The sequence below is a fragment of the Acidisoma sp. S159 genome, from assembly GCF_009766125.1.
GTDB lineage: Bacteria > Pseudomonadota > Alphaproteobacteria > Acetobacterales > Acetobacteraceae > Acidisoma.
This window is the reverse complement of the sequence record NZ_LMUG01000058.1, coordinates 1-22,502: the sequence shown is the minus strand read 5'-3', so window position 1 is coordinate 22,502 and position 22,502 is coordinate 1. Positions and strand designations below refer to the sequence as shown.

The window sequence follows — 22,502 nt, the reverse complement described above, 5'->3', positions numbered from 1 at the left end:
GCACACACCTTCTTCTCCGCCATCTGCATCGCAGCCAGTGTCACCTTCTATCTCAAAGAATGAGTCCTGACCCTAGACTGCTCAGTGTGTCGATGTTCGACCCCACCCCCGCGCGGCTAGGCGCGGATGTTTTTCTCGACGTCATTGCGCTCGTTGAGCAACGCCGCCGTGCTTCAGCAGCGCAGCGGGTTTGGCAAGATAGGCTTCTTCATTGACCCCCTGATACCGCCTGATCGGATTAATCTCAACAAGGCGACGCGCTTATGAAAGTTGCTCAGATGAAGCTCAGACTGGCGGCTGAGAATGGCGAATCAAGGCAATCCGCCCGTTACTAAAGAGTCTTCGGATCCTCGCTCGCGTTGTCCTCATTACCTCAGCCGCGCAATCCATCACAATTGGAAACACTTCGATTCGAAATGCCCGCTGGGCTTGCATCCTGGCGAACGAATTTGTTCTCATTAACCACATAGACAGATGGGTGTTTCGATGCGTGGGTCGTCGTATCAGTGATGGCGAAACACTACCGTCGGCCACATCAGCCGTATGGAGTTCGAGAGAAACATTGCGTCAGCTCAAGGTCCATGTGACAAAACAACGGCGTCTCAGAACGTCTCAAGCCAGCCTTGAGCAGCACCATATTTGACGATGTCGGCACGGGTGCGCAGGCTCAGCTTCTCCGCAGCCCGCGCCTTATAAGTTTCCACAGTTTTGGTGCTGATCTGCAGACGTGCCGCAATTTCTTTGTTGGCAAACCCTCGGGCGATTAGGCGAAGCACATCCTGCTCCCGTGGACTCAGGTTGCCAGCCTCTTCCGGAGCGTTCGAAGCCGCATGCGAGTCAGACACAGCTTTGCTGATGACGGCGGGATCGAGATACATATCGCCAGCGGAAATCGCGCGTATGGCGCGAACAAGCTCCTCCGCGGCCGATCGTTTCAGCAGGTATCCTCTGACGCCGGCCTGCAGCAACTGCTGGACGTATGCCCGATCCTCGTGCACGGACAATGCCAGTAGCCTCACGGCGGGGCAAGCTTCAGCCAGACGGCCGGCTAACTCGATGCCGCTGATGTCTGGCAGTGAGATGTCGATCACTGCGACATCAGGTGCGGCATCCAAGATCAAGCGGAGCGCCTCACGTCCGGTTGCGCATTCGCCCACGACAGCGACCTCGGATACGGTCATCAGAAGAGACTTGATCCCGGCCAGCACGACGGGGTGATCATCTACCAAAACGACCCTGACCTTAGTCAAGAAGGAAATTCCTGCTGCGGCCGAAGATTTGGCACCTTAATAAAGAGCGTAGTGCCAATCCCATCTTCCGATTGAATTGTCAGATCACCCCCAACCAAGGCCAGCCGCTCACGCATGCCTGCGAGCCCAAGATGGCGTCCATGACCCCGCTCTGCTTTTGGATCTGCTCTGAAGCCAACGCCATCATCTTCGACGATGACGCGCAGGTGTTCAGTGCTGCAATCCAGCAGCACGCTGACGGCCCGCGCATCAGCGTGCTTGAGGATGTTGGTCAGGGCCTCCTGAACCGCTCGAAAGATCACGATTTCGATTTCGGCGGAAAGGCGCCCCTCCTCGCCGCGCGACTGCACATCAATTCTAATGTCGGATGTCTCCGTGATATTGGCAGCCAAGGCTTGCAAGGCTCGCCTCAATCCTAGGTCGTCTAGAACAGACGGTCGAAGGTCGGTAGCCACCCGATGTATATCACGACTAATTGCGGCCGTCAGTTCTTGCAGCACGCGAATACTCGTGAGCGAGCCACCCCCCTGTCGCTCTAGCGCTTTGAGGCCCAGCGAAAGACCGGTGACCGTTTGGCCAACCTGATCATGCAGGTCTCGAGATATGCGGCGTCGCTCATCCTCCTGCGCCAAAGTCAATCTGAGCAATAGCTCACGGCGGTCAGTTTCTGCGCGCTTGCTGCCTGTTATGTCGTCCAGAATGCCCTGAAGGCTCCGCGACCGCTCATTCCCGCCGTCCAGTATGCGCCCGATTGCGCGGATCCATCGTTGAGACCCATCCTTACTTCGTATGCGAAACTCTGTAGACAAGTTGCCGCTCTCCGTTAGGCATCTTTGGACGGCCTCGTCCAGGGCGGAGCGATCGTCGGGGTGGACGGCTGCTAAGGCCGCCTGCCAACCTTCCACGGACGCGGCAGCTCTTGATTGCTCCATCTCTAGCATGGCACGGCAGCGTTCCGAGCCGTCGAAATGGTCCGCCGCGACGTCCCATCGCCAATTTCCCAGCTGGGCCGCATCAATCGCCATCACTCGACGTTCCTCGCTGACCCGGAGCGCCCGTTCGGCCCGAGTGCGTTCATCCATGCGCCTTTGGGTCATATCCCACGTAACCAAGGCCGCCAGGACTGCAGACAGCAGGAGACTCGCAAAGCACGAGGCTGCAAGGACGAGAAGGGCTCGTCGTACCGGCGCCTGGAGAGCGATCGCGGGGATGCCAAAGGTCACGGTCCAGCCGCCAGTGTTTGGTAAAATACGGGTCACCGTTTCGACCCGCAAACCCTCCATCGTATGGTCTGTGTGGAAGTCTGTTGATTGTTGGGCGACGGCGCCTTCGGGGGTAAACGAAGCCAATTGTCCAAGCTGTTCTTTCTCCGCCTGTGTCCGCGCCAGGATGTGGCCTGAGGCATCGACCACTACACCTATCCAGTTGCGGGGAGCCCCGGCCGTGTTCAGGATCACGCCTATGCTGTCGGGAGCCATGGCGACCGATAGTATGTAATCAAGTGTACCCTGACGCATGACCGGCACCCTCAGGGCTACCACCGGGTTTAATGACGGAGCTCCGATTGACGCCATGCCGCCAATGGTGGGTCGTTGGCTGCGTACTGCACGTCGGAAGCTCTCGCGGTCACCCAGGGAGGGCGCCACATCCGCTGCCACGTGCAGCGGTTTACCCCCTGCGGGCGTCAAGAGATCGATCTCGCGCCAGAGCGGATGAAGCGCCTTGAGCCGCTCCGTCTCGACGCGGAACGTCGAGAAATCACCATCATCGAGCGCGGTGGAAACTGCCAAAGCCTGCGCGAGGGTAATCTGGGCTGCGAGTTCGGTCGAGATCCGCGCCGCGACCTGCTCGGCCTTGTCACGCGCTAGAGCGCGTGTGGCGGCGCGGGTATGCTCGGCGGAAAACGATGCCGCCAGGCCGCCAAATAGAAGCAATGGCAACATGGCCGCGGTCGCCAGCAGCGCCCAGGTCCGGCCCGCTCCTGTGAACCAATTATTGATACCCCACCCTAGCGCCGGTCGAGCGGCTCTGGTCGCTTTCATGGGGTGGCAATGCCGAAGCGCCGCACGCGTCATGTCTCCCTTCTTTGATGACAAGTCTATGCTCGCATAGCGCGAAGCACGATCGGTGTCAGGATTTGACTGACAAAGGTTCGGCGACGCCTGACTATCAAGCATAGGCGAGCAGAGCGATGTTGAGGAAGCGGAAAACCCGCAGTCACCTTGAGCCACCCCGAGAAGCCGACTGACATGGCAATGGCGCCTTTCAGTCAAGAAAAGGAGTGAACGCTATGCTTTATCGTCCAATTTTCGCCCTGACCGCCATGGCGGCGGCTTCAGTGACGCCAGCCTTGGCAGCGCAACCTGGCCCAAAGCCAGCCGATCCCGTGCAGCAAGCAGCTTACCAGGACTTCGGCAAATTCTCCGCCGATGGCCACAAGGCTTTCGCCGATATACGTCTCGCCCGCCTCGCTATCTTCAATGGCAATACAGGCATCGCAAAAAACGAGATACTCGCGGCAGCCGCGGCACTCGGTAGCGCAAAAGCGGAAGCTTCAACCTATATAGAAGCGGTGGGGGCTCCTAAGCCGCTCGCAAGTAACACTCAATCGACCGGGGACGACGCGCATCACAATGTGACGGCGGTGAAGTGGCTTCCGATCGATAGCGCAATGACTCTCGGCGAAGACTATGTCGCGACCCCCATGAAAGCGGCGACCATCGCAAAGGCGAATGCGCAGCTGAAAGCGGGGGACCACGCCCGTGCCATCGATACGCTGAAACTTGCCGCTATCAACGTCAGGTTTGACGTTGAAGTCGCGCCATTAGATAGGTCGATATCGGGCGTTAACAAAGCGGAGACACTCGTAAACGCTGGTCAGTATTTCCAGGCAAACCAAGCTCTGAAAGACGTTCAGGATAATGTTCGCCTTGATGTGCAGAATGTGGCCGGCGTGCCCCAGACCAAGACGGTGTCAGCGGATTCCGCAGATCAGGCCTCCAAACCGGCCTCAGCTACAAATTAAAACTTCAACAGCGCGCGACCAGAGCTCGCGTCCGCCGCAGTCCAACGTTGTCGCGATGGCAGTGGAGCAGCATCCATGCTCAGATGGACACTAACGTTTCTGGTGATCTCTCTCGCGATGGGTTTGGTCGGCTTTTCGGGCTACGCTTCTGCGGCCGCCACAACCGCCAGGGTAATGTTCTTTTCCGCTGCAGCGATGTTCCTCGTCTCCGCCGCTCTGGCGATATTTACCGTGCAAGGTGTCTTCCAGTGACCTTAGTTGGCGATCACATAGCGCAAGTGTCAGCTGCTTGTTCATCATTGCAGCGAGACGCGGTGGATCGCGTCGGCGCGGAAAATGACCTAGAGAGCGCTGGACAAAGTGGGTCCCCTCTTCGAATTAAAGCCATTCTCGTCTCGCTCAGCGTGATCGTTGCTATCATTTCATTTTACAGTCCATTCGCCATAGCCAGACCTTTGGCCGAGGGATACATCGGCCTTAATGCACCAGATGAAGGGACTTTGGAAATTCGTCAATTTGCGTCCATACGGATGTCAATTATCAATGCAACTAAACGCATTGAACGATCAGCCGGGGGCACAGTGCTTGAGATTGGGTTTGTCGTTCACGATCGGAGTCGATACTATTCAGCAATCGTCTTCTCTAACCATCAATTGTGGTACGTGCGCGATGATGCGATCACGAGCAAGCTCAATGTAAATCATAAACGTGACGTTTTGCTATCCGCCCTGACCGAAGGGGCACGTCGGGACGTCGCCGCTGCTCGCTCCTCAAAAATCGACATCTCGCAGGCCGTAGAAAGGGTGGAAAGGGCCGTGGGCGGCCGCGTCATCTCTGTTGGTGTTGAGGAGCTTGGAGGGATCCCACAATACTACATTCAGAGCGTTTATGGGGACGATGTGCATGTCTTGATTGTTAACCTTAACAGCGGGCAACTTTCAACACCACCGTCCATCGGATAGGTCGCCGCCACGAGCGCTACCGGGTAGCGGCTCACAGGGTCTCGAGGGATGGCGCTTGCATAGCCTAGATGGCATCGATCGGAAACCGCCACGCTTCCATGAGTAGTTGCTGATGCTGCCCTGCCGGTTCTTAAACATCTATCGACGGGTCTGCCGCCGCTTAGACGAGGAAATGTGTTATGACGAAATACTGTATAAACGTGGTGAACGCAGATGGACATGTTGTAGATCGCAAGGCGGTTTCGCGTGCTACGGACGAGGAGGCGCGCACGGCAGCCAAACACCCGGCCAAGCCCGACGGTCAAGCCGAAGTATGGGCCGGAGTGCGATGCGTCGGTCAAGTACTGGGTAGAGACAGTCGTTCCGTTGGAAAGCGATCAGAAAAAAGCTGATATGAGCGTCTTCATTCTCCTTATCGAGGCCAATGCGAGGGCTCTCGCCGATGCAGAAACCGGCTTCTGACGAGGCCATTGGTGCAAGCGTATTGCGATGGCACCAGGAGGCCTCGGCGCTGCAGTGACGAGACGTAAGGGGAAAGAAGGAATCCGGGGGTTTCTCAGGCGCGGCGAGGCCGCACCACGACTTTGGTCTGATTGTGCCCGTTTCCGGCAGAAAACCGCTACAGTCTCTTACCGCTTCAGGACCACACTCAACCGTTCCACGGCAGCTCACGATCCGCTTCTAACGGAGCACCACATTGGGGCGGTCGCCGCACGTTCCTTACGAGGTAGCGCTGGAACGCCTCTCTGCTGATGCTACAGTACGGGCGGTTGAGCTGGGCGACCAACCCGCTTCTCAATTCCCGCTTGGTTTTGGCGGGCATTCGCATTGAATAGAGAGAGCAGAATGGTGTCTGCCCGGTGATCACGGGAATGAAACGCCGACCGCCCCTATGGAAGCTGGGGCACGCTGAACCGAGCCCGGCAGACAACGCCGCCGTCCAACTTCCGAAGAGCTCTCGGAGATCAAGGCTGCTCGAGCGGAGCGTCGCCGCGAAGTGAAGAAACGGGGCAATGCCGCCTTCAGAGCGCGGCGGAAGAGGCGGCTCGAGGCCGAAGATGACGAGGACAAAGGACCGGGGTAAGCGCGTTCCGAGGGATGAGAGGGCGGCCGCGAGTCTCACTTCAGCTCGGTGCGCGAACGTTCGTCCGTTGAACTATTCGACACGCAACGCCATATCTCGGCAGCTTGATGCAACGGAAGCAGTGGTGAGATGGGCACTTCGCTGGAGCGGGATGGCCGCCATTGGCAATCCAGGCGGACACTTACAGCCGGCTGATTGCGCTAGAAAGGAAAATGGCGTTTCGGTACGCCTACCATTGGCTCTCAACCGAGCCGCCGCCAAATGGTAGGAACTTTAATAGTTTGCGGCTGGCAATGAGGTCCGAGATGACAACACCAGAAGACGGCTCCGGGCGCCTGCCGATGGCAGCAGTCAACGAGATGAGCAAAGCCGAATTCGTCGCGAACTTCAGTGGCCCGTGCGGCTGTAGCTGGGTCGCCCAACGGCTTGCGGTGGAACGGCCCCATGGTTCGCTTCGCTCAATGGTGAGCACGTTGACCAGAGCCTTTTACAGCGCGCCGGAAGAGGATCAAAAAGCGCTCCTAATGTCTTTTCCGGAGCGCGGTGATCAGCCTGAAGGCGAGCCGTTCGATCATCAGCGAGCGACATACCAGCAACGCTTTGGCTACCCGTTCATCATTGCGGTCAAAGGACGATGCGAAAAATCCGCGGTTGAGGCCGCTCTTTCGCATCGAATGCAATCCTATGATGCCGCTGAGCTTGAGACGGCATTAGGGGAGGTGGCCAAGCTCATCGGCCGCAGGCTTGCGCAAGTCATAGGCGATGGGCCGGGCGGCCAAAATGCCGAGTAGTGGCTCTCTGCGGCAGAACAATTGAGCCCGCCGACCGCGTGTCGGGGAACCGACACGCCGCACCGGCTCCGAGGGAAGCGCGTCGTTCAACCCGCTGCGCACCTGCACACATGGGAGCAAGGTGATGCCGCCTTTAGGGCCGGGGGGCTGAGGAAAGCCCTGACGATCGGGCCGGAGGGATTGAAGCAGCCGACCCGGCCGCCGAACGTCAGGCGACAGGCCCGCTTAACGGACTCGCTATCGCACTGCAGTGACCCGTGGCATTGCATGCGCGCCCGCTCCGGTTGGCATGGACATGTCCCAGCTTCAATGTCTGCTTCGGCTCTCAATCCGAACGTGATCTCCATCCCGCAAGCCGGCTGGCGGTATGATCGCGACCCTATCGACTTTCGAACCTCCGCCGTGTAGCTCGCAGTTGTCCCGAAGTCGCGATAGATCGAGACGCGACGAAAATACGCCGGGTCGTGCTTCACTCCTACTACCCGGTTCCTGCGCGTCGAAGACCAGCGCACGCGACGTCCGAGACGCGGCGGAAAAGGCCACGGCTGTTCCGGATGTTGACACTATCAAACCGGCGGCCCGGAAGTTCGGGAACTGCAATCGCCCCTACAATCCTGGCTGCAGGTTCACTACCGCGCTCCTCGGCATATCGATGACGACGCGCAGAATGGCGTCCTCCTGGACAACGAGAAGCGGCTGCCCCGACGCCGCATCCGCGGTCACGAGATTACCTTCCGCACGGGATGGTCGATCGCGCATCAGAGAGCTGAGGCATTGCGGTAGAGCATATAGGCGGCAACGACGAAGACGAACCCAGCGAAGACCTGATTCAGCAACGCCTTGCGCGCTGCCAAATGGACGGCGAGCGTCATCCCCAGCCAGCCGCCAACTAAACCGCCACCAATGTATTCAAGCGCGACCCACCAGTCGACGAGCCCGGAGAGCGCGTAGCTGACCGATGTCGTTAGTCCGAGCGTGCCGACAGCCAGGAGAGACGAACCGACTGCGAAGATCATTGGCATGCCTGTCGAGAGCAGAAGTCCCGGCACAATAAGAAAGCCGCCGCCAATGCCGAAAAATCCGGACAACATGCCGACGGCAATAGCGGCGATCACAACACGAAGAGGCTTGTTATAGTCACGGTCGACCTCAGAAGATGTGGCGGCTTTGGTCCTGCTCTGACGACCGCGCCGAAGCATAAGGATCCCTACTACAATCATAAGGATGGCGAAGAGGAACAACAGTTTCTTGCCATCGAACGTTTTACCTAGAACAGAGCCCGCAGCTGCACCTGCAGCGCCGATGACGGCGAAAAGGATTGCGCTTCGCCAACGGACATTCCCGGAGCGTGCATGGCCGCCAAAGTTAGCGAAGGCATTCGCGGATACCGCTAGTGCTCCAGTACCGATCGCTACGTGAGGCTGCAACCCGACAACGTAAAGTAGAAGCGGGGTCGCAAGGATTGAACCGCCGCCACCGATCAATCCGAGCGTAAATCCGACCAGCAATCCGGACAACACTGCCAGCGCAATAGGAAGGATATCCATCGCTCATGGTTCCAACGCTCGGGGCACGAGCCGAGGACGACGCGGGACGTATGCCTCCAATTGCTTATACATCCACATGCCCACCAGCATCGCCGTGACGAATATGAAAGGTTTCTCGAGGCTGATAGATAGCGCCGCGATGCCAGGCCCGGGGCAGAAACCGGCGAGACCCCAGCCAAGGCCGAATAATGCCGAGCCCCCTAGTAGCTTGAGGTCAATTCGTCGGTTGGTCGTGATCTCGAACTTCTGCGCAAAAAGCGGACGTTTCATTTTACAGGACAGGCTATAGCCCAGAGCGGAGACTGTGACGGCACCGCCCAATACGAAGGCGAGTCGCGGATCCCAGGTTCCATCAACATCGAGGAACCTCAAGACACGTGCGGGATCGAGCATTCCTGACATCGCTAGACCAAGGCCGAACAAGAGCCCGGCGCAAGCGGCCGACAACGTCTTCATAGAAATCCCTCTCCGTGCCTGACGAGAAACACTGTGAGCATTGCTATCGCCAGGAACGTGGCGACGGCAGACATCGACCGGGGAGAGAGCCGCGCCAATCCCACGACGCCATGACCACTCGTGCATCCCGAGCCAAGGCGTGTGCCGAATCCCACAAGTAGGCCTGCCAGCACGAGCACGGGCAGCGACGCGGCGATGCGAAGAGCGGGGACGTGCCCGGTGATCCGGGTAAATGCGACTGGACCAACTATTAGCCCAATCAAAAAGGCGAGCCGCCACCCGGTTTCGCTGTCGGGCTTCGTCAACATGCGTGCGGCTATGCCGCTGACGCCGGCGATACGGCCGGCGCTCAGAAGAAGAATGCTAGCGGACGTCCCGATCAACATCCCTCCGACAAGAGACATCCAGTATGGAGGAACGCTCTGCATGCTCTACTCCTCGACGACCGCGAAAGTCGCCGCGTGAAAGGCCGCAAACCGATGATGACGCTTAGGGATCGGCCGCACTGCAGGAACGACCCCGCCGAAGCCTTCCGTCAGTGCGTGGATCAGACGCTCCTGATCAGACCCCGCAAGCTTATAAAAAATGACGCGAGACTCTCGCCGCGTCGCGACCAGACCACTGTCGCGGAGTTCGCCCAAATGTTGAGAGAGGGTGGGCTGTCTGATTTCGAGAGTCCTTTCAATTTCGCTGACGGCTTGCTCTCCATTGAGAAGTTGGAGAACGATACGAAGTCTTGCTGGGTTGGCAATGACGCGCAGAACCGCGACAGCCGAGTTGATGTCGACGGGATCGCGGGTCATGTTTTTGCCTTCCGGGCCGCCGGCTTTGACCCAGGCGGCAACGGACCTGTTCGAAAATACCAATCAGCGCCGTGGCCATGGCGTTCGTAAGGGGTGTTCGCAGTCAACTCCAATGGCAGTATGATATCGTCACCCGGCTGCCATGCCTCGGGCGTTGAAACACCGTGGCTATCCGAAGTTTGAAGCGCTGCGATGAGACGCAGCAACTCGGCCACATTGCGACCCGTTGTCATGGGATACCAGCTCATTGCGCGAATGATGCCTTCCGGATCGATAACGAATGCCGCTCGAACCATCGATGCGTCGGGCGCGTTCGGCGCAACCATTCCATAAGCCTTGGCGATCGCCATCGATGGATCCTCGATGATGGGGAAGGGGATCTTGATCCCAAATTGCTCGTGGATGCTGCGGATCCACCCGAAATGGGAGAACAGACTATCGACGGAGAGAGCAAGGAGTTCGCAGTTACGTGCCTGAAACTGCTCAAACGCCGCGGCAAAAGCCACGAACTCACTTGTGCAGACTGGAGTGAAATCGGCGGGATGAGAAAAGAGCAGGAGCCACTTGCCGCGGTAGTCTGAAAGTTGGCGGTCGCCCAGTGTTGTGCGGGCCTTGAATTCAGGCGCCGTGTCGTGAAGAAGCGGACGCCCGTGTCGAGGAGGGGGATTGTCGCCGGTCATGAGTTTCGAGCACTCGGTTGCCGATCGAGCCATGTCAGAGCGGGGTTTGGGTCAAACCCCAGGGCCAGGAGTTTAGCGGACGCCTCCTCGCGGGGGAGGTCTCCCGAGGTAACGGCATGAAGCGCCCAGAGCGTGGCCGATCGTTGACCAGACCGGCAATGAGCATGAACGGGCCCAACGGCGCCCGCGACTGCTCCAGCGAACGCGCTCACATCGTCCGCGGAAAGACTGGCGAAGGTAATCGGGATGTGCCGATAGGCCATGCCGTTCTCCTCAGCGAGCTGAGCTGCTTGCTTCGCGGGGAGCTGGCCTTCTGCCTCGCCATCTGGGCGATTGTTGATGACCAAGCGGATGCCGCGCGCCGCCAGAACAGGGAAATCCGCCGGCCCCAATTGAGGTGAGACAGTGAACCCCGCGGCGACGTCCTGAATCTTCACAATCAGCTCCCGATAACGTGTTTATAGTTTAGTAGTGAGACTACCATTTAAAGTGTATCTACGTAAGTATGATGTTCGCCCGGGTGAACACGATATAGTGTTCCCACACCGGCCGCGTTTCGAGGGAGTCGCATACCCATGGACACGATTATGCCGGATGCGAAGTTGACCACACGAGGCTCGATCGTTGGCGGACGTTTCGACGTTCTCATCATCGGGGGAGGCGCGGCGGGAATTACCGTCGCGGCAGAGTTAAAGCGCCATCGCAAGGGCTTGTCCGTCGCAATCGTGGATCGGGCAGAGATCCACGCTTATCAGCCCGGTTGGACACTCGTCGTGCTGGCGTCTTTACCTTGCGGCAGACACTCCGACGGGAAGAAGCGCTCATTCCCAAAGGGGTCACGTGGATTCAGGAAGCGGCGGCCGATTTTCACCCGGATGAGAACGTCGTCCAGCTCGAGAGTGGCCGTCGCCTCGGCTACAACTTCCTCGTCGTCTGCCCAGGGCTGCAACTCGACTGGGGAAAAATCGAGGGTTTAATGGACACCCTGGGGCGGAACGGCGTCTGCAGCAACTACTCCGGCGTCGGGACGGAATATACTTGGGAATGCCTGCGCGCTTTCCGTGGCGGAACGGCACTGTTTACGCAGCCTCCCATGCCCATCAAGTGCGCTGGCGCCCCCCAGAAGATCATGTATCTGGCGGCGGATCGCTGGCGTCGGCGGAAGCAGGCGGCTTCTTTGAACATCGAGTTCTGTCTTGCCGGTGACGTGCTCTTTGGCGTCCCGTATTTCGTGCCACCCCTCCAGGCGGCCGTCGATGACTATGGCATCAACCTCCGCTATAAGAACAACCTTGTTGCGGTTGATGGAGGGGCCAAGACCGCGACGTTCGACGTAGTAGGCCCCGCCGGGACGAAGTCTCGGATTACGCGCAAATTTGAGATGATTCATGTCACGCCTCCTCAAAGCTCCCCCGACTTTATCAAGCGTAGCCCGCTCGCCAATGAGGCGGGTTGGGTTGCCGTCGATGCGGCCACACTGCAGCATCCGCATTGGAGCAATGTGTTCGCTCTCGGTGATGCGGCTGGCACGGCGAATTCGAAGACCGCCGCCGCCGTACGCCTGCAAGCCCCTGTTGTGGTGCGTAATCTGCTGGCAGTCGCGGACCGTCGGACGCCCTCTGCTGCGTATGATGGCTACGGCTCCTGCCCGCTGACGACCGCTTACGGGAAGGTCATCCTTGCTGAATTCATTTACGGTGGGAAAGTTGCACCGAGCTTTCCATTCGATCCCCAGCTGCCCCGCCGCAGCGCTTGGTTCCTCAAAACCCGACTTCTTCCCTTCCTGTATTGGCACGTTATGTTGAGAGGCAGCGAATTCGATATCAAACACAAGGAGCGGCACATTGCCGGCGCGGCATAAGCGAGACGGCGTTGCCAACTCGACCTTTGGGTCAGTTAACCGGAGTTCCACTTGTAACTGGGTTCTTCGACAAACGGACCTTCAGCATCCAATATGTCGTGACTGATGCAGAGACAGGACGCAGCGTAATTATTGATCCTATTCTAGACTTTGATGAGAAGTCTGGTGCGACGGCAACTTAGAAGTGGCTCGGTTCGTCTGAACAGTCTCACGGGCTCGCAAAGTGGATCGCCTGCCCTTGATTATGCCGCAGCGAGAAGCGGCTGGGTAAAGTATAGCTGGTCGGGTGTCCGGCGGCCAAGGCTGGAGTGAGGGCGTACGCGGTTGTAGAAGGTAAGGTAGTGGCTAATCGAGGCGCGAGCATCGGGGACCGATCCGTAAGCACGTAGATAGACTTCTTCGTATTTCACCGAACGCCAGAGACGCTCGACAAATACGTTGTCGCGCCAGGCCGCTCTTCCATCCATGCTTATCGCGATCCGCTCTCGCAGCAGGACGCTAGTAAAGGCGTAGCTTGTGAATTGGCTTCCCTGGTCAGAATTGAAAATCTCAGGCTGTCCGAAGCGTGATAGCGCTTCCTTCAGAGCCTCAATGCAGAAATCGGCTTCCAGCGTGATCGACAAGCGCCAGCTCAGCACCCGCCGACTGAACCAGTCGACGATCGCGACGAGATAGACGAAGCCTCGTGCCATGGGGACGTACGTGATATCGGTCGCCCAAACTTGGTTCGGCCGTGCTACCGCCAGTTTGCGTAGCAAATACGGGTAGATCTTGTGACCTGGCGCAGGCTTCGACGTATTCGGTCGCCGGTAGATCGCCTCGATCGCCATCTTCTTCATCAGTGTCGCGACATGCAGGCGACCAATCACCTCGCCCTCGCCAGCAAGAAGATCGCGCAGCATACGGCTACCAGCGAACGGATAATCCATGTGCAGCTCGTCTATCCGCCGCATGATCGTGAGGTCGGCAGCCGCTACTTGCCGAGGAAGATAGTAAACGCTGCCTCGGCTGATCCCTAGTTCCCGCGCCTGCTGACTAAGCGGTAACGGGTGCGAACGGTCGATCATCGCTTTGCGCTCGGCAATAGTCCGGCTTTCCCGAGCGCACCGGCCAAAAAATCGTTTGCGAGCGTCAATTCTCCAATTTTTGCGTGGAGCACTTTCAGGTCAACCGCTGGCTCCGCAGATTGGGCTTCGCCTGCGAAAACGTCGGCTGCACCCCCTAGAAGTTGGGCTCGCCACGCCGTGATTTGGTTCGGGTGGACGTCGAACTGTTGCGCCAACTCGGCGAGCGTCTTCTCGCCCTTCAAAGCAGCCAATGCTACTTTGGCTTTGAAGGCCGCGCTGTGGTTTCGGCGGGGTCGCTTGCTCATCACGTCTCCTGGACAGCAGCCATACTGGCTACATTCAGGCCAACAATCCACTTAACCCGATGTGCAGATTTCCCGAGCCACCTCTCTTGGTCAGCCGATTTGATTCTAAATCACATCGAGCTAAACGCACTGAAGGTGGATTGGATTATTGATACTCATCCCCACGCTGATCACTTCTCCGCGGCAAGAGACCTCAACAGCTGCCTCAACGTGCCGACCGCGACCGGGGCTGAAGTTGTTCGGATACAAGAGCTCTGGAAGTCCTTCTACCACCTTGGTGACGAATTTTTGACGGACGGCACGCAATGGGACCACCTCTTTGTTGAAGGAGAACAGTTCAAAGTCGGTGGGATGACGGCGGAAGTGATGTTCTCGCCAGGGCACACGATGGCCTCCATCAGCATCCGCATTGGTGATGCAGTCTTCATACATGACACGCTTTTCATGCCAGATAGCGGAACCGCCCGGGCAGACTTTCCCGGCGGAGATGCCCAGCAACTATGGCGCAGCATCTCCCGAATTCTCGACTTTCCCGATAGTACGAGGCTATTCACCGGTCATGACTACCAACCGGGAGGGCGCGAGCCACTCTGGGAAAGTACCGTGGCGGAGCAGAAAGCTTCCAACCCGCATGTTAGAGGTCAGGACGAGACAAGCTTCGTAAGAATGAGAAACTCTCGCGACAGGCGACTGCCAATGCCCAAACTCATCCTGCAGTCGTTGCAGGTCAATATCGCAGGTGGCCGGCTCCCTGAGCCAGAGGCGAACGGGCAACGTTACCTGAAGATACCGCTCAACCTCTTTGACCGTCCCGCATGGTCGTAAGGTTACCGATCATCGCAGCGATCACGCTCTTTGTTGAGGTCTACCCTAAAGAGAAAGCTCACGATCCTTCGCGTCAACATCACTCATCGCTATCGCTAAAGGCCGTTCAGAACTTTTCCGGGAAGCCTCCTGCCCACGGCGTGAGCAGCTTGGTGGCTCTACCAAGATAGGCGGATAAGTGGGGAGATAAGATCGAAGAACCTAGGTATTGGCGCATCGGTTAGTAACGCTTGAAGCGTCCATCACCGGTGATCCCGCCAAAATCGACTGCGGCTGGCGCTACGGCGTCCCTAACATCCAGGCGCGATCACGATGAACGATCTCCGGGGAATCATTCGACCACTCCACCGATATCAATCGCCGAGCTTGAGGGGGTGAGCTACGTTGCGCTGGAAGAAAACCTTGAGCGAACCTTCTCATCAGACCTGCACTTACAGATGGACTTACCTGAAACGGTGTCCCTGCCTCATTTTTCACTATAAGATCGAGAGTCCGTCAGGCCAACGAATCGATGGATCAGATGCTTGTTAGGAGTGCGGTGCTCGATCCCCTGACCACTTATACAGCGGCCCATGCGACCGCCCAGGGAGTTCCGGCAAATTATGGTCGTAACCGGAGGCAGCTGGACATTACTGCCATTGAGGCAATGGAAAAAGTCGCGACAAACACACGGTCCGCTTACTCATCATCGCAGATGGCGGTTGTTTCTTTGAAGTCGAGTAACGCGTAGAAGTTTAGCTAGCGATAGCCACTTATCCCGAAACAGAAGCGAAGTCAAGGAACTTCACTATGCCACTGCTTCATGATCTCACTTGTCGGCGCTGCGTTAGCCGTTCTCTCGTAGCGACAGCCATTGCGGCACCGATTGCGGCATTGTTTGGTCGCGTCGCCTTCGCGGAGAGTAAAGCGGAAGCTCCGGTCCCCGGAGGACCGGTGACGACACACGGTGCTGTGCTCGACACGGCGGCCAAATGCGCTTCAGATGAAGCGCCCAGTCGACGCCATGAGCGAGTATTTGAACGGTTTTCACTTCTATGCTGACGACATGGGGCGGCAGATCGAGGCAAACCGCTTTTGTACTCATCTTACGGATGAGTTCCACCAGTGTGTCATATATGACTCAGATCGAATGGATGCAAAGCTCATCGGGATCGAATACATTGTAAGCGAGCAAATTTTCAAGACCTTACCTGACGATGAGAAGAGGCTCTGGCACAGCCACAACTACGAAGTTAAATCTGGGGAACTTATAGCGCCGGGAGTTCCTGAAATGGCAGGGCACGCATTCACGGAGGGCCTTGTGACGACCTATGGCAAGACATGGCATACATGGCATATCGACAAGTTCCCCAACTTTCCGTCGAGTATACCGCAACTCATGATGGGTTTCGTGAAAGTCGGACAGCTTGGACAGACGCTGCTAGCGGATCGGGATCGCCGCTTTGACGTGTCGACAGCAGACCTGAAAAAAGACCGCGGCGATATCCCTTGGCCCAAGGTCGCCGCCGGAGCCAACGCTTGGCAGAGTGGGAAGACCATGCAACTGACCTTGCAGGAGGTTCCTGTTCGCAATCTTAGAAGTGAGTAAGAGTCTTCCGATCCAAGTCGCCGAGCGTTGTGCCGCGTACGCGGCGGCTTTTTGGAACGAGAGTAGCAGCAAGGCACCTAGAAGCAGCTGATACCGGCTGTGTCGAGCCGGTGCGGCGTCTAGGAATAGCGGTCGCGAAGCGGCGCCGGCGTAGTCGATAGTTGGCCAAGAATTAGTCAGATCCGCATTATGCGACGCTACTCTATCTCGTGTTGCCCCGCGGAGCTGGTGTCGAAGCACAACCGGTAAGAAAACACGCGGCCAGGAGCACGGGGCTCCGCTTCGCCGCGCCCTCGTTTGCGCCTCGGCCCTGCGAGATGCCGCTCGTACCCCCGTCGTATGGGTTGAACCGTGTATTTCGCCACGGCTGAAGCTCGTTTGAACCTTGCGCGGGGACCTTTGGCCCGTTCGGAGCATTGCAGGCACTAATGTCTGAAGCTGCTGCCGTTCTACAATAGGGAGAGACGCTGCGGCTTGAACTTCGCTTACCCAGCGGCCGGCAGACTTTGGCGCGCGGAGGAGCTGTCATCGTATCATCGTCTGTGTCGCTAATTTAAGAATCATCGAGATGTTGCCCCGCCGCCTGTCAAATTCAGAAGTTCAACCGGCCGCAAGCTTCCCTTTTCTCCCGTTGTTTAGCCCGAACTCGAAATGGCCCACGGTCAGGCGGTACCTTATATTGCAAACCCTTAATGAAATGTTATCTTATACTCTAAAAAGTCCGCACCAGATAGTTGAGCATACCTTAGGAGGCACTCGTGTCAAATGGTCGTGGCTCCGAATTTGACCGATCATTGACTGACTTTGTGTTTGCCGATGTCTGTATAGAAGCAAGTGGCATGACGCTTACCGTGCTCTCGATGCTCTCTCGGCGGGATTTGGACGCTTGGCAAGAGGCGAAGCGTTTGACAATGCCGTCGCAGGCGAATGCAGTCGTTAGCCTCGCCGGAACCTTAGCCGATACGGCTTCGAACCGCTGGACTGCCTCGCAAGCGACAGAAATCGCTGCCCGGCTAGTGCGCTTGTTACCAGTGCGCACGCCATCCGCCGCAAGCATGATACAAGGCGGCAATGGCCCGTTCATCGCGTCACGGATGATGACACTGCTGCCTTTGCGTGGCGGCCAATTGACACGTCGAACGGTCGCCGGCCGTGGCCTCAGTCAGCGGATCATTCGGCTCGCTTTGGTGGCGGCTGTTCTTGTTGGATTCGCGGCAAATGTTGCTATACACTGGGATGTCTCATGGAGGGCTTCTGCTTCTGGGTTAGCGTCGAGCCACACAGCTGAACCGCGCGCCTCTTCTACAGGGAAAGGCTTGCGTGATGGCTTAAGCGCGCACACGACCTCGATCCCGACTGCTCGTGAACAGGCTCCCCTATAGTCGGGCCCCGGGATGACCAAATCTGCGAGTCGAGCGCATCGGCATTTAGTTCGGTGGCGAACATGGTGGAAATGATTGGCTACCGTAGCGGAGCTCAGCAAGTGAATGTATTATTTATTCGTATTAATGACGGTATTGTCCTCCGCAGGAGGCGGAGCCACCTCATCAGTTGTCGTTCCATACGACAATCTGAAAGACTGTATTGCGGCAAGCAAAGGTTTTTCCCATTTAGATCAAACGCTCGCAAGCGCTACTAGCACATCACAGTATCGGGTCAAGGTTCTTTGCATAAGCGGCCAAGGGGCTTTGGCTAAACAGTAACTTTGCCGGTTGGTGTGGAGCCGTAGCGATACAAGTTGCCGGCGGATTTTCTAATCCGCGCAGCGCACTCAGACGCGCTGGGATGCACATAACCATCTTATGTTAGATTAGGGCAGCGTCATCTTACTACGTCGGCACAAGAGGAGATCACAAGCGTTCGACTTGAGCTGCAAGCATATATCCTCCGCTACGAATCGTTCTGATCATTTGTCCCCCGGGTCTTTGGTCGCCAAGTTTCCGCCGCAGCCTACCTATGGCGACGTCAATCGCACGATCAAATGCGGCAGCCTGGCGACCATGGACAAGTTCCAGTAGCGCGTTTCGTGTCAAAACACAGTTAGCGCTATCAAGTAGTGCGAGGAGCAGATCGTATTCGCTGACCGTCAGTGGAACCTCGACGCCATCTCGGTTAATGAGACGCCGGCGTGCAGGTTCGAGAGTCCATCCTTCGAAACGTCGGGGACGCAATATGCGGTCTCTAGAGAAACCGGCCCGATTTTGCGCCTTCCTCCGCAGAATCGCTTGAATACGCGCTATCAGCTCGCGAGAGTTGAATGGCTTGGCTATGTAATCGTCCGCGCCAAGTTCGATGCCGATGACGCGATCTATCTCGTCTCCTACGGCGTTCAACATGACGATAGGCACATCTGCTTGCTCACGAAGCCAGAGCGCAAGATCAAGGCCGCTTTCGCCTGGCAGCGTAAGGTCCAACACCACGAGGCGGAAAGCTTCTCTTGTCCAGGCGCGCCGCGCCTCGCGTGCGTCCCGCGCAACGGTAACCGCAAATCCTTCATCTTCCAAAGCTCGCTTAATAAGATTTCGAATCTCTTCGTCGTTGTCTATAACGAGAAGGTGAATAAATGCGTCCATACCGGACTATAGTCCGCCAATGATGACTTGGGCACAACCAATGACGCTCCGTTGCACTTTGTTGCAACGGAGCGATCGGCAGATTGACGCAGAGTTAGGTCACCTCCAGAGTGGTCCCCTGGGCTTGATCACCACGTCTCGCAGCGCAACAATTGTGCCCGCGACCCCGGATATCCAGTCGCCACATCCGAGGCGGTCTCCAATCTCTAGTTTAGATAGGCGTCCAAATGGCCACCGCGGGAATTCAGTTCCACATCGGCTTACGCATCAACTTAGCTCGAACGAGATGGTCTAAGCTTGGTTTTGGCCATTTCATGCGGCGTAGCATGCTGTAGCGATCAAGCTGTTGATTGTTGTCTCGGGAATTTCCATGAGGTCTGGTAGACTGATGGACATTTCGAAATTGCCGTGGCTCCATAAGTCCCGGCGGATGGCGGCGATCGCGTCGCTGAAGGTCGGGAGAGACTTTCGGTACCAGCTTGTGGCCCGCGGCGTCGGCGCTGCGCCGGCATGCAGTTTATGAGACCATAAAGTGATCAGAGAGAACAAACCAAGCAAAACGGGTGTGGTTCGGGCAATGGCGGGATCGGACCACTGGCGCTGAGTTTCCACCCCCAGATGTCGCCGGACCTCGGCGAAGGTAACTTCAATGGACCAGCGACGGACGAACCATCCGAGGATATCGACCGTCAGCGTTAAGATCAGAGCAGAGGAAGGCCTGCGGCCGGAGTTCCCCGGCTAAATCGCGGACAAGGACATACCGGATCGCCACGAGGTGCCCAGGATGATGCCAGATGGCGGTACCAGAGACGACCTCAAGCAAACGTTCGCCATGACCATACCATCCAGTGACTTTGAAGCGGCGCCAGCGGGTCGACTGTCGACCAGTCGCTCTGCTAAGCTCGGCTGACGCTGTCCGATCACACGGGGCCGGCCGACGGTGCCGCTACGACGTCGAGCCGGAGGGTTGAAGAGCCGTGCATCAAGACGCAGGCGGGTAATCATACAAACGTGCCGCCGCACGGCATTGAGCAGATCGATGACGGCGTAACTACTATCGGCCACGGCAATGATCTGGCGCTCGGGCAACCATCTGGCCACCTGCAGCAGGCTTTGCCTGCCCCAGTCCGTCAGCTTTTTGTGTCGCCGCTGGTGCCGTTGAGCATATCGTTCGGAGGGCGCAGAACGGTGAGGAATGGCAGCGCCCAGATACGCCCTGCCCAAGGAATGTGGGGCAGAAGCATGACAGAGAGCCAACGCAGCCCACTGGCTCGGACGAAGTGGCCGTGTGAGGAGCGCACCGGATCGCGATAAATACCGCGAGCCTTGATCTTGACCCCCCAGCGCCGCTCAAGTGTGTCATCGAGCCCGATGACTACGGGACCACTCGGCACGAAGGTGGAGATCAGCAGCCGCAACAGACAACGAGCGAGAGAGCGACTGCACCAGCGGTTCCGGTTCAACACCCGGTGGTAGTTGGTAAAGGTCGGTTTCTGATCTTGTCCAGTGACGCGCAGCGCAGCGGCGACGGTACGGCGGCCCGGGCTTAAAATTGCACCGGCGACCAGCACCAACACGTGCTGCCAAGTTGGTGCGGTGAAGCTATCGCGGAATGGTGCCATCCATTGGGTCAATCTGGCTGACACAGGCACGCTTGAATTCGATCCCACGATCAGACCCCCGAATCGACACTTCGGAGAGACTCGACCAGGGCGACCTCGGCGCGAATCCCGCAATCGATCACAATCGATTCAACTTTGGCCGGGATCGGGGGTTTCAGCGGTTCGACTCGATCAGGAGATGGTATCTTCCCCGGAGGTCACGCCAAGGACAGCGCATGGAGAGTGTCATGCAGCAGAGAGACATCCTGGAGCACTATCGCCACCTGCGCGAGATCAGCACGCGCCATCAGAGCGCCGCTCTAGCACGGCTCGCGGAGCCGACCCTCCTGGAGCAGGCGAAGCATCTCGGCCTCGCCTATAGACGAGCTCTCATCGCCGACAGCGAAGAGGAGATGACGCTGATCTTTGACCTCGCTATTCATTCGGCAAAGCCGGGGCGCTCGCGGGCAATCGATCGGTACGCGAAAGCGACGGCACTTTCGCCCGGGTCCGATGAGGCGAACGCACTGGACGCCATTCGTCACGCTCAGTTTTCTCTCTGGCGGATTGAATCCCATCATGAGACCGCGGGGCTGGTCGTAAAGGATGTGCTTCGCGACAATGAGACGTGGCTAGTCGATGAATCCCTGACAGATAGCGCTGAACCCGGACTAACGTTTGCTGCCCGGCTTTGCTGGCCTGCGGCCTTCGCCATGACCTGTGGTGTTGTCGTGCCACTCGATGCCGAACTGGTCGAGGACATATTGATCGACAACATGGCTTTGCAGCATCACACCGACCTAAAGCGACTAGCCGACGATCCGCGGTTTGCTGCCGCCATATACCGTAGCGCTCTCGATGCCGGCATCATGGAGCACGTCGCATTCCGAGAGCCCGCGCCGGCCATCGCCTGACAAGAAATGGCCAAAGCCAAGCTAAGTCTCTTTCTCAAATGATAACGAGAGCCATGGATCATTCGTTCAGCTAATGTTTGGATGATAGTCTCCTCTGAAATGTCAGATCGTTTGCGGCGCTGGTCGATCCCATCCGCTGACAGAGAAGCTTCCTCCAGCAGATCTCGCGTCAGGGATGATGGGGTTGGAGCGGACGCCATCTCCCAACGACTAACGAGGTAATACTTTGCCGCTTGGCGTCACCAAGAATGGTCCTTTGGATCCAGCACCGATCCAGTCTCCGCTTTTATCCTTCGTAAGGTGCGAGATCATAGTGTAGCCGGCAACGCCGGCATCGTATCTGGCCTGATATTTTGTGACGGAGGGTGTGGAAGTCTGCTGGGAGGAGGAGGTTGCAGATTGCGCTAGCGCATAGCTGCTCGTTCCAAACACCAAACAAAAAGCCAATGCGCTCCACGTCTTGGACATCGGATGCTCCCAGAAAAAGGTTATATCTTTTATAACGCGCTGTCGCGTCGATCGAATAATCGCAGCGGGCGTCGAGAATTCAAGCACCATCGCGAGACCCTTTTGTAACAAACGGTCTCATATCCGAGCCGGTCGAGGTTCTGCCATAGCCACTCTCGCAGATGCCGTCGGGTGCTTAACCAGAGGGCAACGGGATCTTTTCCGGGGCAAACGCCAGATCGCAAAAACGTGCCGCTACCTGGCGGTGGGCGCTGCCCCAGGCTATTTCGGTCCTGTCCCCAACATGCCCCGCGAAGCGCCATGGACGTAACTCTTTGTTACGTCGAACCGGGTGCTCAACTCCGGGATTGTCACGTTAACTGGTGGGGGTTGAGCAACATCTTAGCCGGTGGGCAGCGGGAGCGGTCATCCGGCGGTTCGGGCGCACGTCACCTGTGTCCAACTCTTCAAGGCTCTCTCACGCATGGCACGATACCGGCTGGCAGTCATGAGATGGCGCCGCGGGCGGAAGTGCCCGGAGATGAAGGCGTGAGCGGATAGGAAGCGCTGGGCCTGGTGCGTCGACTTGAATCGCTGCATTTGCCGCTCTCGCTGCCGGGTCGGCCGGTGCGAGTTCTCTGCCCTGTTGTTAAGGTAGCGGCTCTCTCGATGCTCGACGCCCGGCAGCACTTCGCGTTTGGCCACACCGTAGCTCTTCAGCTT

At 57.7% G+C, this 22,502-nt stretch carries 20 protein-coding genes and 2 pseudogenes; 9 read left to right on the top strand and 13 right to left on the bottom strand.

Annotation, left to right across the window (positions count from 1 at the left end):
* Positions 1-215: hypothetical protein (locus GSQ92_RS30310; protein WP_216856862.1), on the top strand; the 215-nt coding region annotated here is incomplete at its 5' end.
* Between the two features lie 387 nt (positions 216-602).
* On the opposite strand, the gene GSQ92_RS16815 is transcribed toward GSQ92_RS30310, so the two are convergent.
* A complete protein-coding gene (locus GSQ92_RS16815; RefSeq protein WP_256367112.1) occupies positions 603-1,229 on the bottom strand; it encodes a response regulator transcription factor in 627 nt (208 codons plus the stop codon).
* A 17-nt stretch (positions 1,230-1,246) separates the two neighbouring features.
* Entirely contained in the window at positions 1,247-3,193 is a 1,947-nt protein-coding gene (locus GSQ92_RS16810; RefSeq protein ID WP_159013766.1) for an ATP-binding protein, read from the bottom strand.
* Between the two features lie 395 nt (positions 3,194-3,588).
* Between GSQ92_RS16810 and GSQ92_RS16805 the strand changes: the two genes are divergently transcribed.
* The 4 genes from GSQ92_RS16805 (at position 3,589) to GSQ92_RS16790 (ending at position 7,112) form a co-directional block, all read left to right on the top strand.
* Positions 3,589-4,275: a YfdX family protein gene (locus GSQ92_RS16805; RefSeq protein ID WP_216856860.1), complete on the top strand. Its 687-nt coding sequence runs from the start codon at positions 3,589-3,591 to the stop codon at positions 4,273-4,275.
* A 75-nt stretch (positions 4,276-4,350) separates the two neighbouring features.
* Positions 4,351-4,527, top strand: coding sequence for a DUF1328 domain-containing protein (locus GSQ92_RS16800; protein WP_159013764.1), 177 nt, complete (start codon positions 4,351-4,353; stop codon positions 4,525-4,527).
* The gene (locus GSQ92_RS16795) at positions 4,524-5,237 is read left to right on the top strand and encodes a PepSY domain-containing protein (RefSeq protein WP_159013763.1); all 714 of its coding nucleotides are present in this window, start codon (positions 4,524-4,526) and stop codon (positions 5,235-5,237) included. The genes GSQ92_RS16800 and GSQ92_RS16795 overlap by 4 nt, the downstream gene beginning before the upstream one ends.
* Positions 5,238-6,626: 1,389 nt before the next feature.
* The gene (locus GSQ92_RS16790) at positions 6,627-7,112 is read left to right on the top strand and encodes a 2-oxo-4-hydroxy-4-carboxy-5-ureidoimidazoline decarboxylase (RefSeq protein WP_159013762.1); all 486 of its coding nucleotides are present in this window, start codon (positions 6,627-6,629) and stop codon (positions 7,110-7,112) included.
* 758 nt (positions 7,113-7,870) lie between these two features.
* On the opposite strand, the gene GSQ92_RS16785 is transcribed toward GSQ92_RS16790, so the two are convergent.
* The 6 genes from GSQ92_RS16785 to GSQ92_RS16760 are packed head-to-tail and all read right to left on the bottom strand — an operon-like array spanning position 7,871 to position 11,035.
* Positions 7,871-8,659, bottom strand: a complete 789-nt coding sequence (locus tag GSQ92_RS16785) for a sulfite exporter TauE/SafE family protein (protein ID WP_174247821.1) — start codon at positions 8,657-8,659, stop codon at positions 7,871-7,873.
* Between the two features lie 3 nt (positions 8,660-8,662).
* Positions 8,663-9,115 (bottom strand): YeeE/YedE family protein, encoded by a 453-nt coding sequence (locus tag GSQ92_RS16780; protein ID WP_159013761.1) that lies wholly within the window; start codon positions 9,113-9,115, stop codon positions 8,663-8,665.
* Positions 9,112-9,543 carry a YeeE/YedE family protein gene (locus GSQ92_RS16775; protein WP_159013760.1) on the bottom strand — a complete coding sequence of 144 codons (432 nt, stop codon included), beginning with the start codon at positions 9,541-9,543 and terminating at the stop codon, positions 9,112-9,114. Before GSQ92_RS16775 ends, GSQ92_RS16780 begins: the two co-directional genes overlap by 4 nt.
* Before the next feature lie 3 nt (positions 9,544-9,546).
* Positions 9,547-9,918: a helix-turn-helix transcriptional regulator gene (locus GSQ92_RS16770; RefSeq protein ID WP_159013759.1), complete on the bottom strand. Its 372-nt coding sequence runs from the start codon at positions 9,916-9,918 to the stop codon at positions 9,547-9,549.
* Positions 9,915-10,598 (bottom strand): peroxiredoxin, encoded by a 684-nt coding sequence (locus tag GSQ92_RS16765; protein WP_159013758.1) that lies wholly within the window; start codon positions 10,596-10,598, stop codon positions 9,915-9,917. Before GSQ92_RS16765 ends, GSQ92_RS16770 begins: the two co-directional genes overlap by 4 nt.
* Complete coding sequence (locus GSQ92_RS16760) at positions 10,595-11,035, bottom strand: TIGR01244 family sulfur transferase (protein WP_159013757.1); 441 nt, start codon at positions 11,033-11,035, stop codon at positions 10,595-10,597. The genes GSQ92_RS16765 and GSQ92_RS16760 overlap by 4 nt, the downstream gene beginning before the upstream one ends.
* A 150-nt stretch (positions 11,036-11,185) precedes the next feature.
* Here GSQ92_RS16760 and GSQ92_RS16755 point away from each other — a divergent pair.
* A pseudogene (locus GSQ92_RS16755) lies at positions 11,186-12,459 on the top strand (FAD-dependent oxidoreductase).
* A gap of 242 nt (positions 12,460-12,701) precedes the next feature.
* On the opposite strand, the gene GSQ92_RS16750 reads toward GSQ92_RS16755, so the two are convergent.
* A protein-coding gene (locus GSQ92_RS16750; protein ID WP_159013756.1) for an IS3 family transposase occupies positions 12,702-13,831 on the bottom strand; the annotation gives its coding sequence in 2 pieces (ribosomal slippage) (positions 12,702-13,570 and positions 13,570-13,831; 1,131 coding nt in all).
* Here GSQ92_RS16750 and GSQ92_RS16745 point away from each other — a divergent pair.
* A complete protein-coding gene (locus GSQ92_RS16745; protein ID WP_371418564.1) occupies positions 13,718-14,656 on the top strand; it encodes an MBL fold metallo-hydrolase in 939 nt (312 codons plus the stop codon). The two genes, GSQ92_RS16750 and GSQ92_RS16745, sit on opposite strands and share 114 nt — an antisense overlap.
* Positions 14,657-15,638: 982 nt before the next feature.
* Entirely contained in the window at positions 15,639-16,244 is a 606-nt protein-coding gene (locus GSQ92_RS16740; RefSeq protein ID WP_254066635.1) for an OBAP family protein, read from the top strand.
* Positions 16,245-18,094: 1,850 nt separating this feature from the next.
* Here GSQ92_RS16740 and GSQ92_RS16735 read toward each other — a convergent pair.
* Both GSQ92_RS16735 and GSQ92_RS30305 read right to left on the bottom strand, forming a co-directional pair.
* Positions 18,095-18,817, bottom strand: a complete 723-nt coding sequence (locus GSQ92_RS16735) for a response regulator (RefSeq protein WP_159013754.1) — start codon at positions 18,815-18,817, stop codon at positions 18,095-18,097.
* Between the two features lie 1,130 nt (positions 18,818-19,947).
* The gene (locus GSQ92_RS30305; protein ID WP_216856859.1) at positions 19,948-20,439 is read right to left on the bottom strand and encodes a transposase; all 492 of its coding nucleotides are present in this window, start codon (positions 20,437-20,439) and stop codon (positions 19,948-19,950) included.
* Between the two features lie 227 nt (positions 20,440-20,666).
* On the opposite strand from GSQ92_RS30305, the gene GSQ92_RS16725 reads away from it, so the two are divergent.
* Positions 20,667-21,332 carry a hypothetical protein gene (locus GSQ92_RS16725; RefSeq protein WP_159013753.1) on the top strand — a complete coding sequence of 222 codons (666 nt, stop codon included), beginning with the start codon at positions 20,667-20,669 and terminating at the stop codon, positions 21,330-21,332.
* Positions 21,333-21,542: 210 nt separating this feature from the next.
* Here GSQ92_RS16725 and GSQ92_RS16720 read toward each other — a convergent pair whose 3' ends face one another.
* Both GSQ92_RS16720 and GSQ92_RS31755 read right to left on the bottom strand, forming a co-directional pair.
* Positions 21,543-21,890 (bottom strand): hypothetical protein, encoded by a 348-nt coding sequence (locus GSQ92_RS16720; RefSeq protein ID WP_159013752.1) that lies wholly within the window; start codon positions 21,888-21,890, stop codon positions 21,543-21,545.
* Positions 21,891-22,333: 443 nt separating this feature from the next.
* Positions 22,334-22,502 (bottom strand): annotated as a pseudogene (locus GSQ92_RS31755) (DDE-type integrase/transposase/recombinase); the annotation flags it as partial.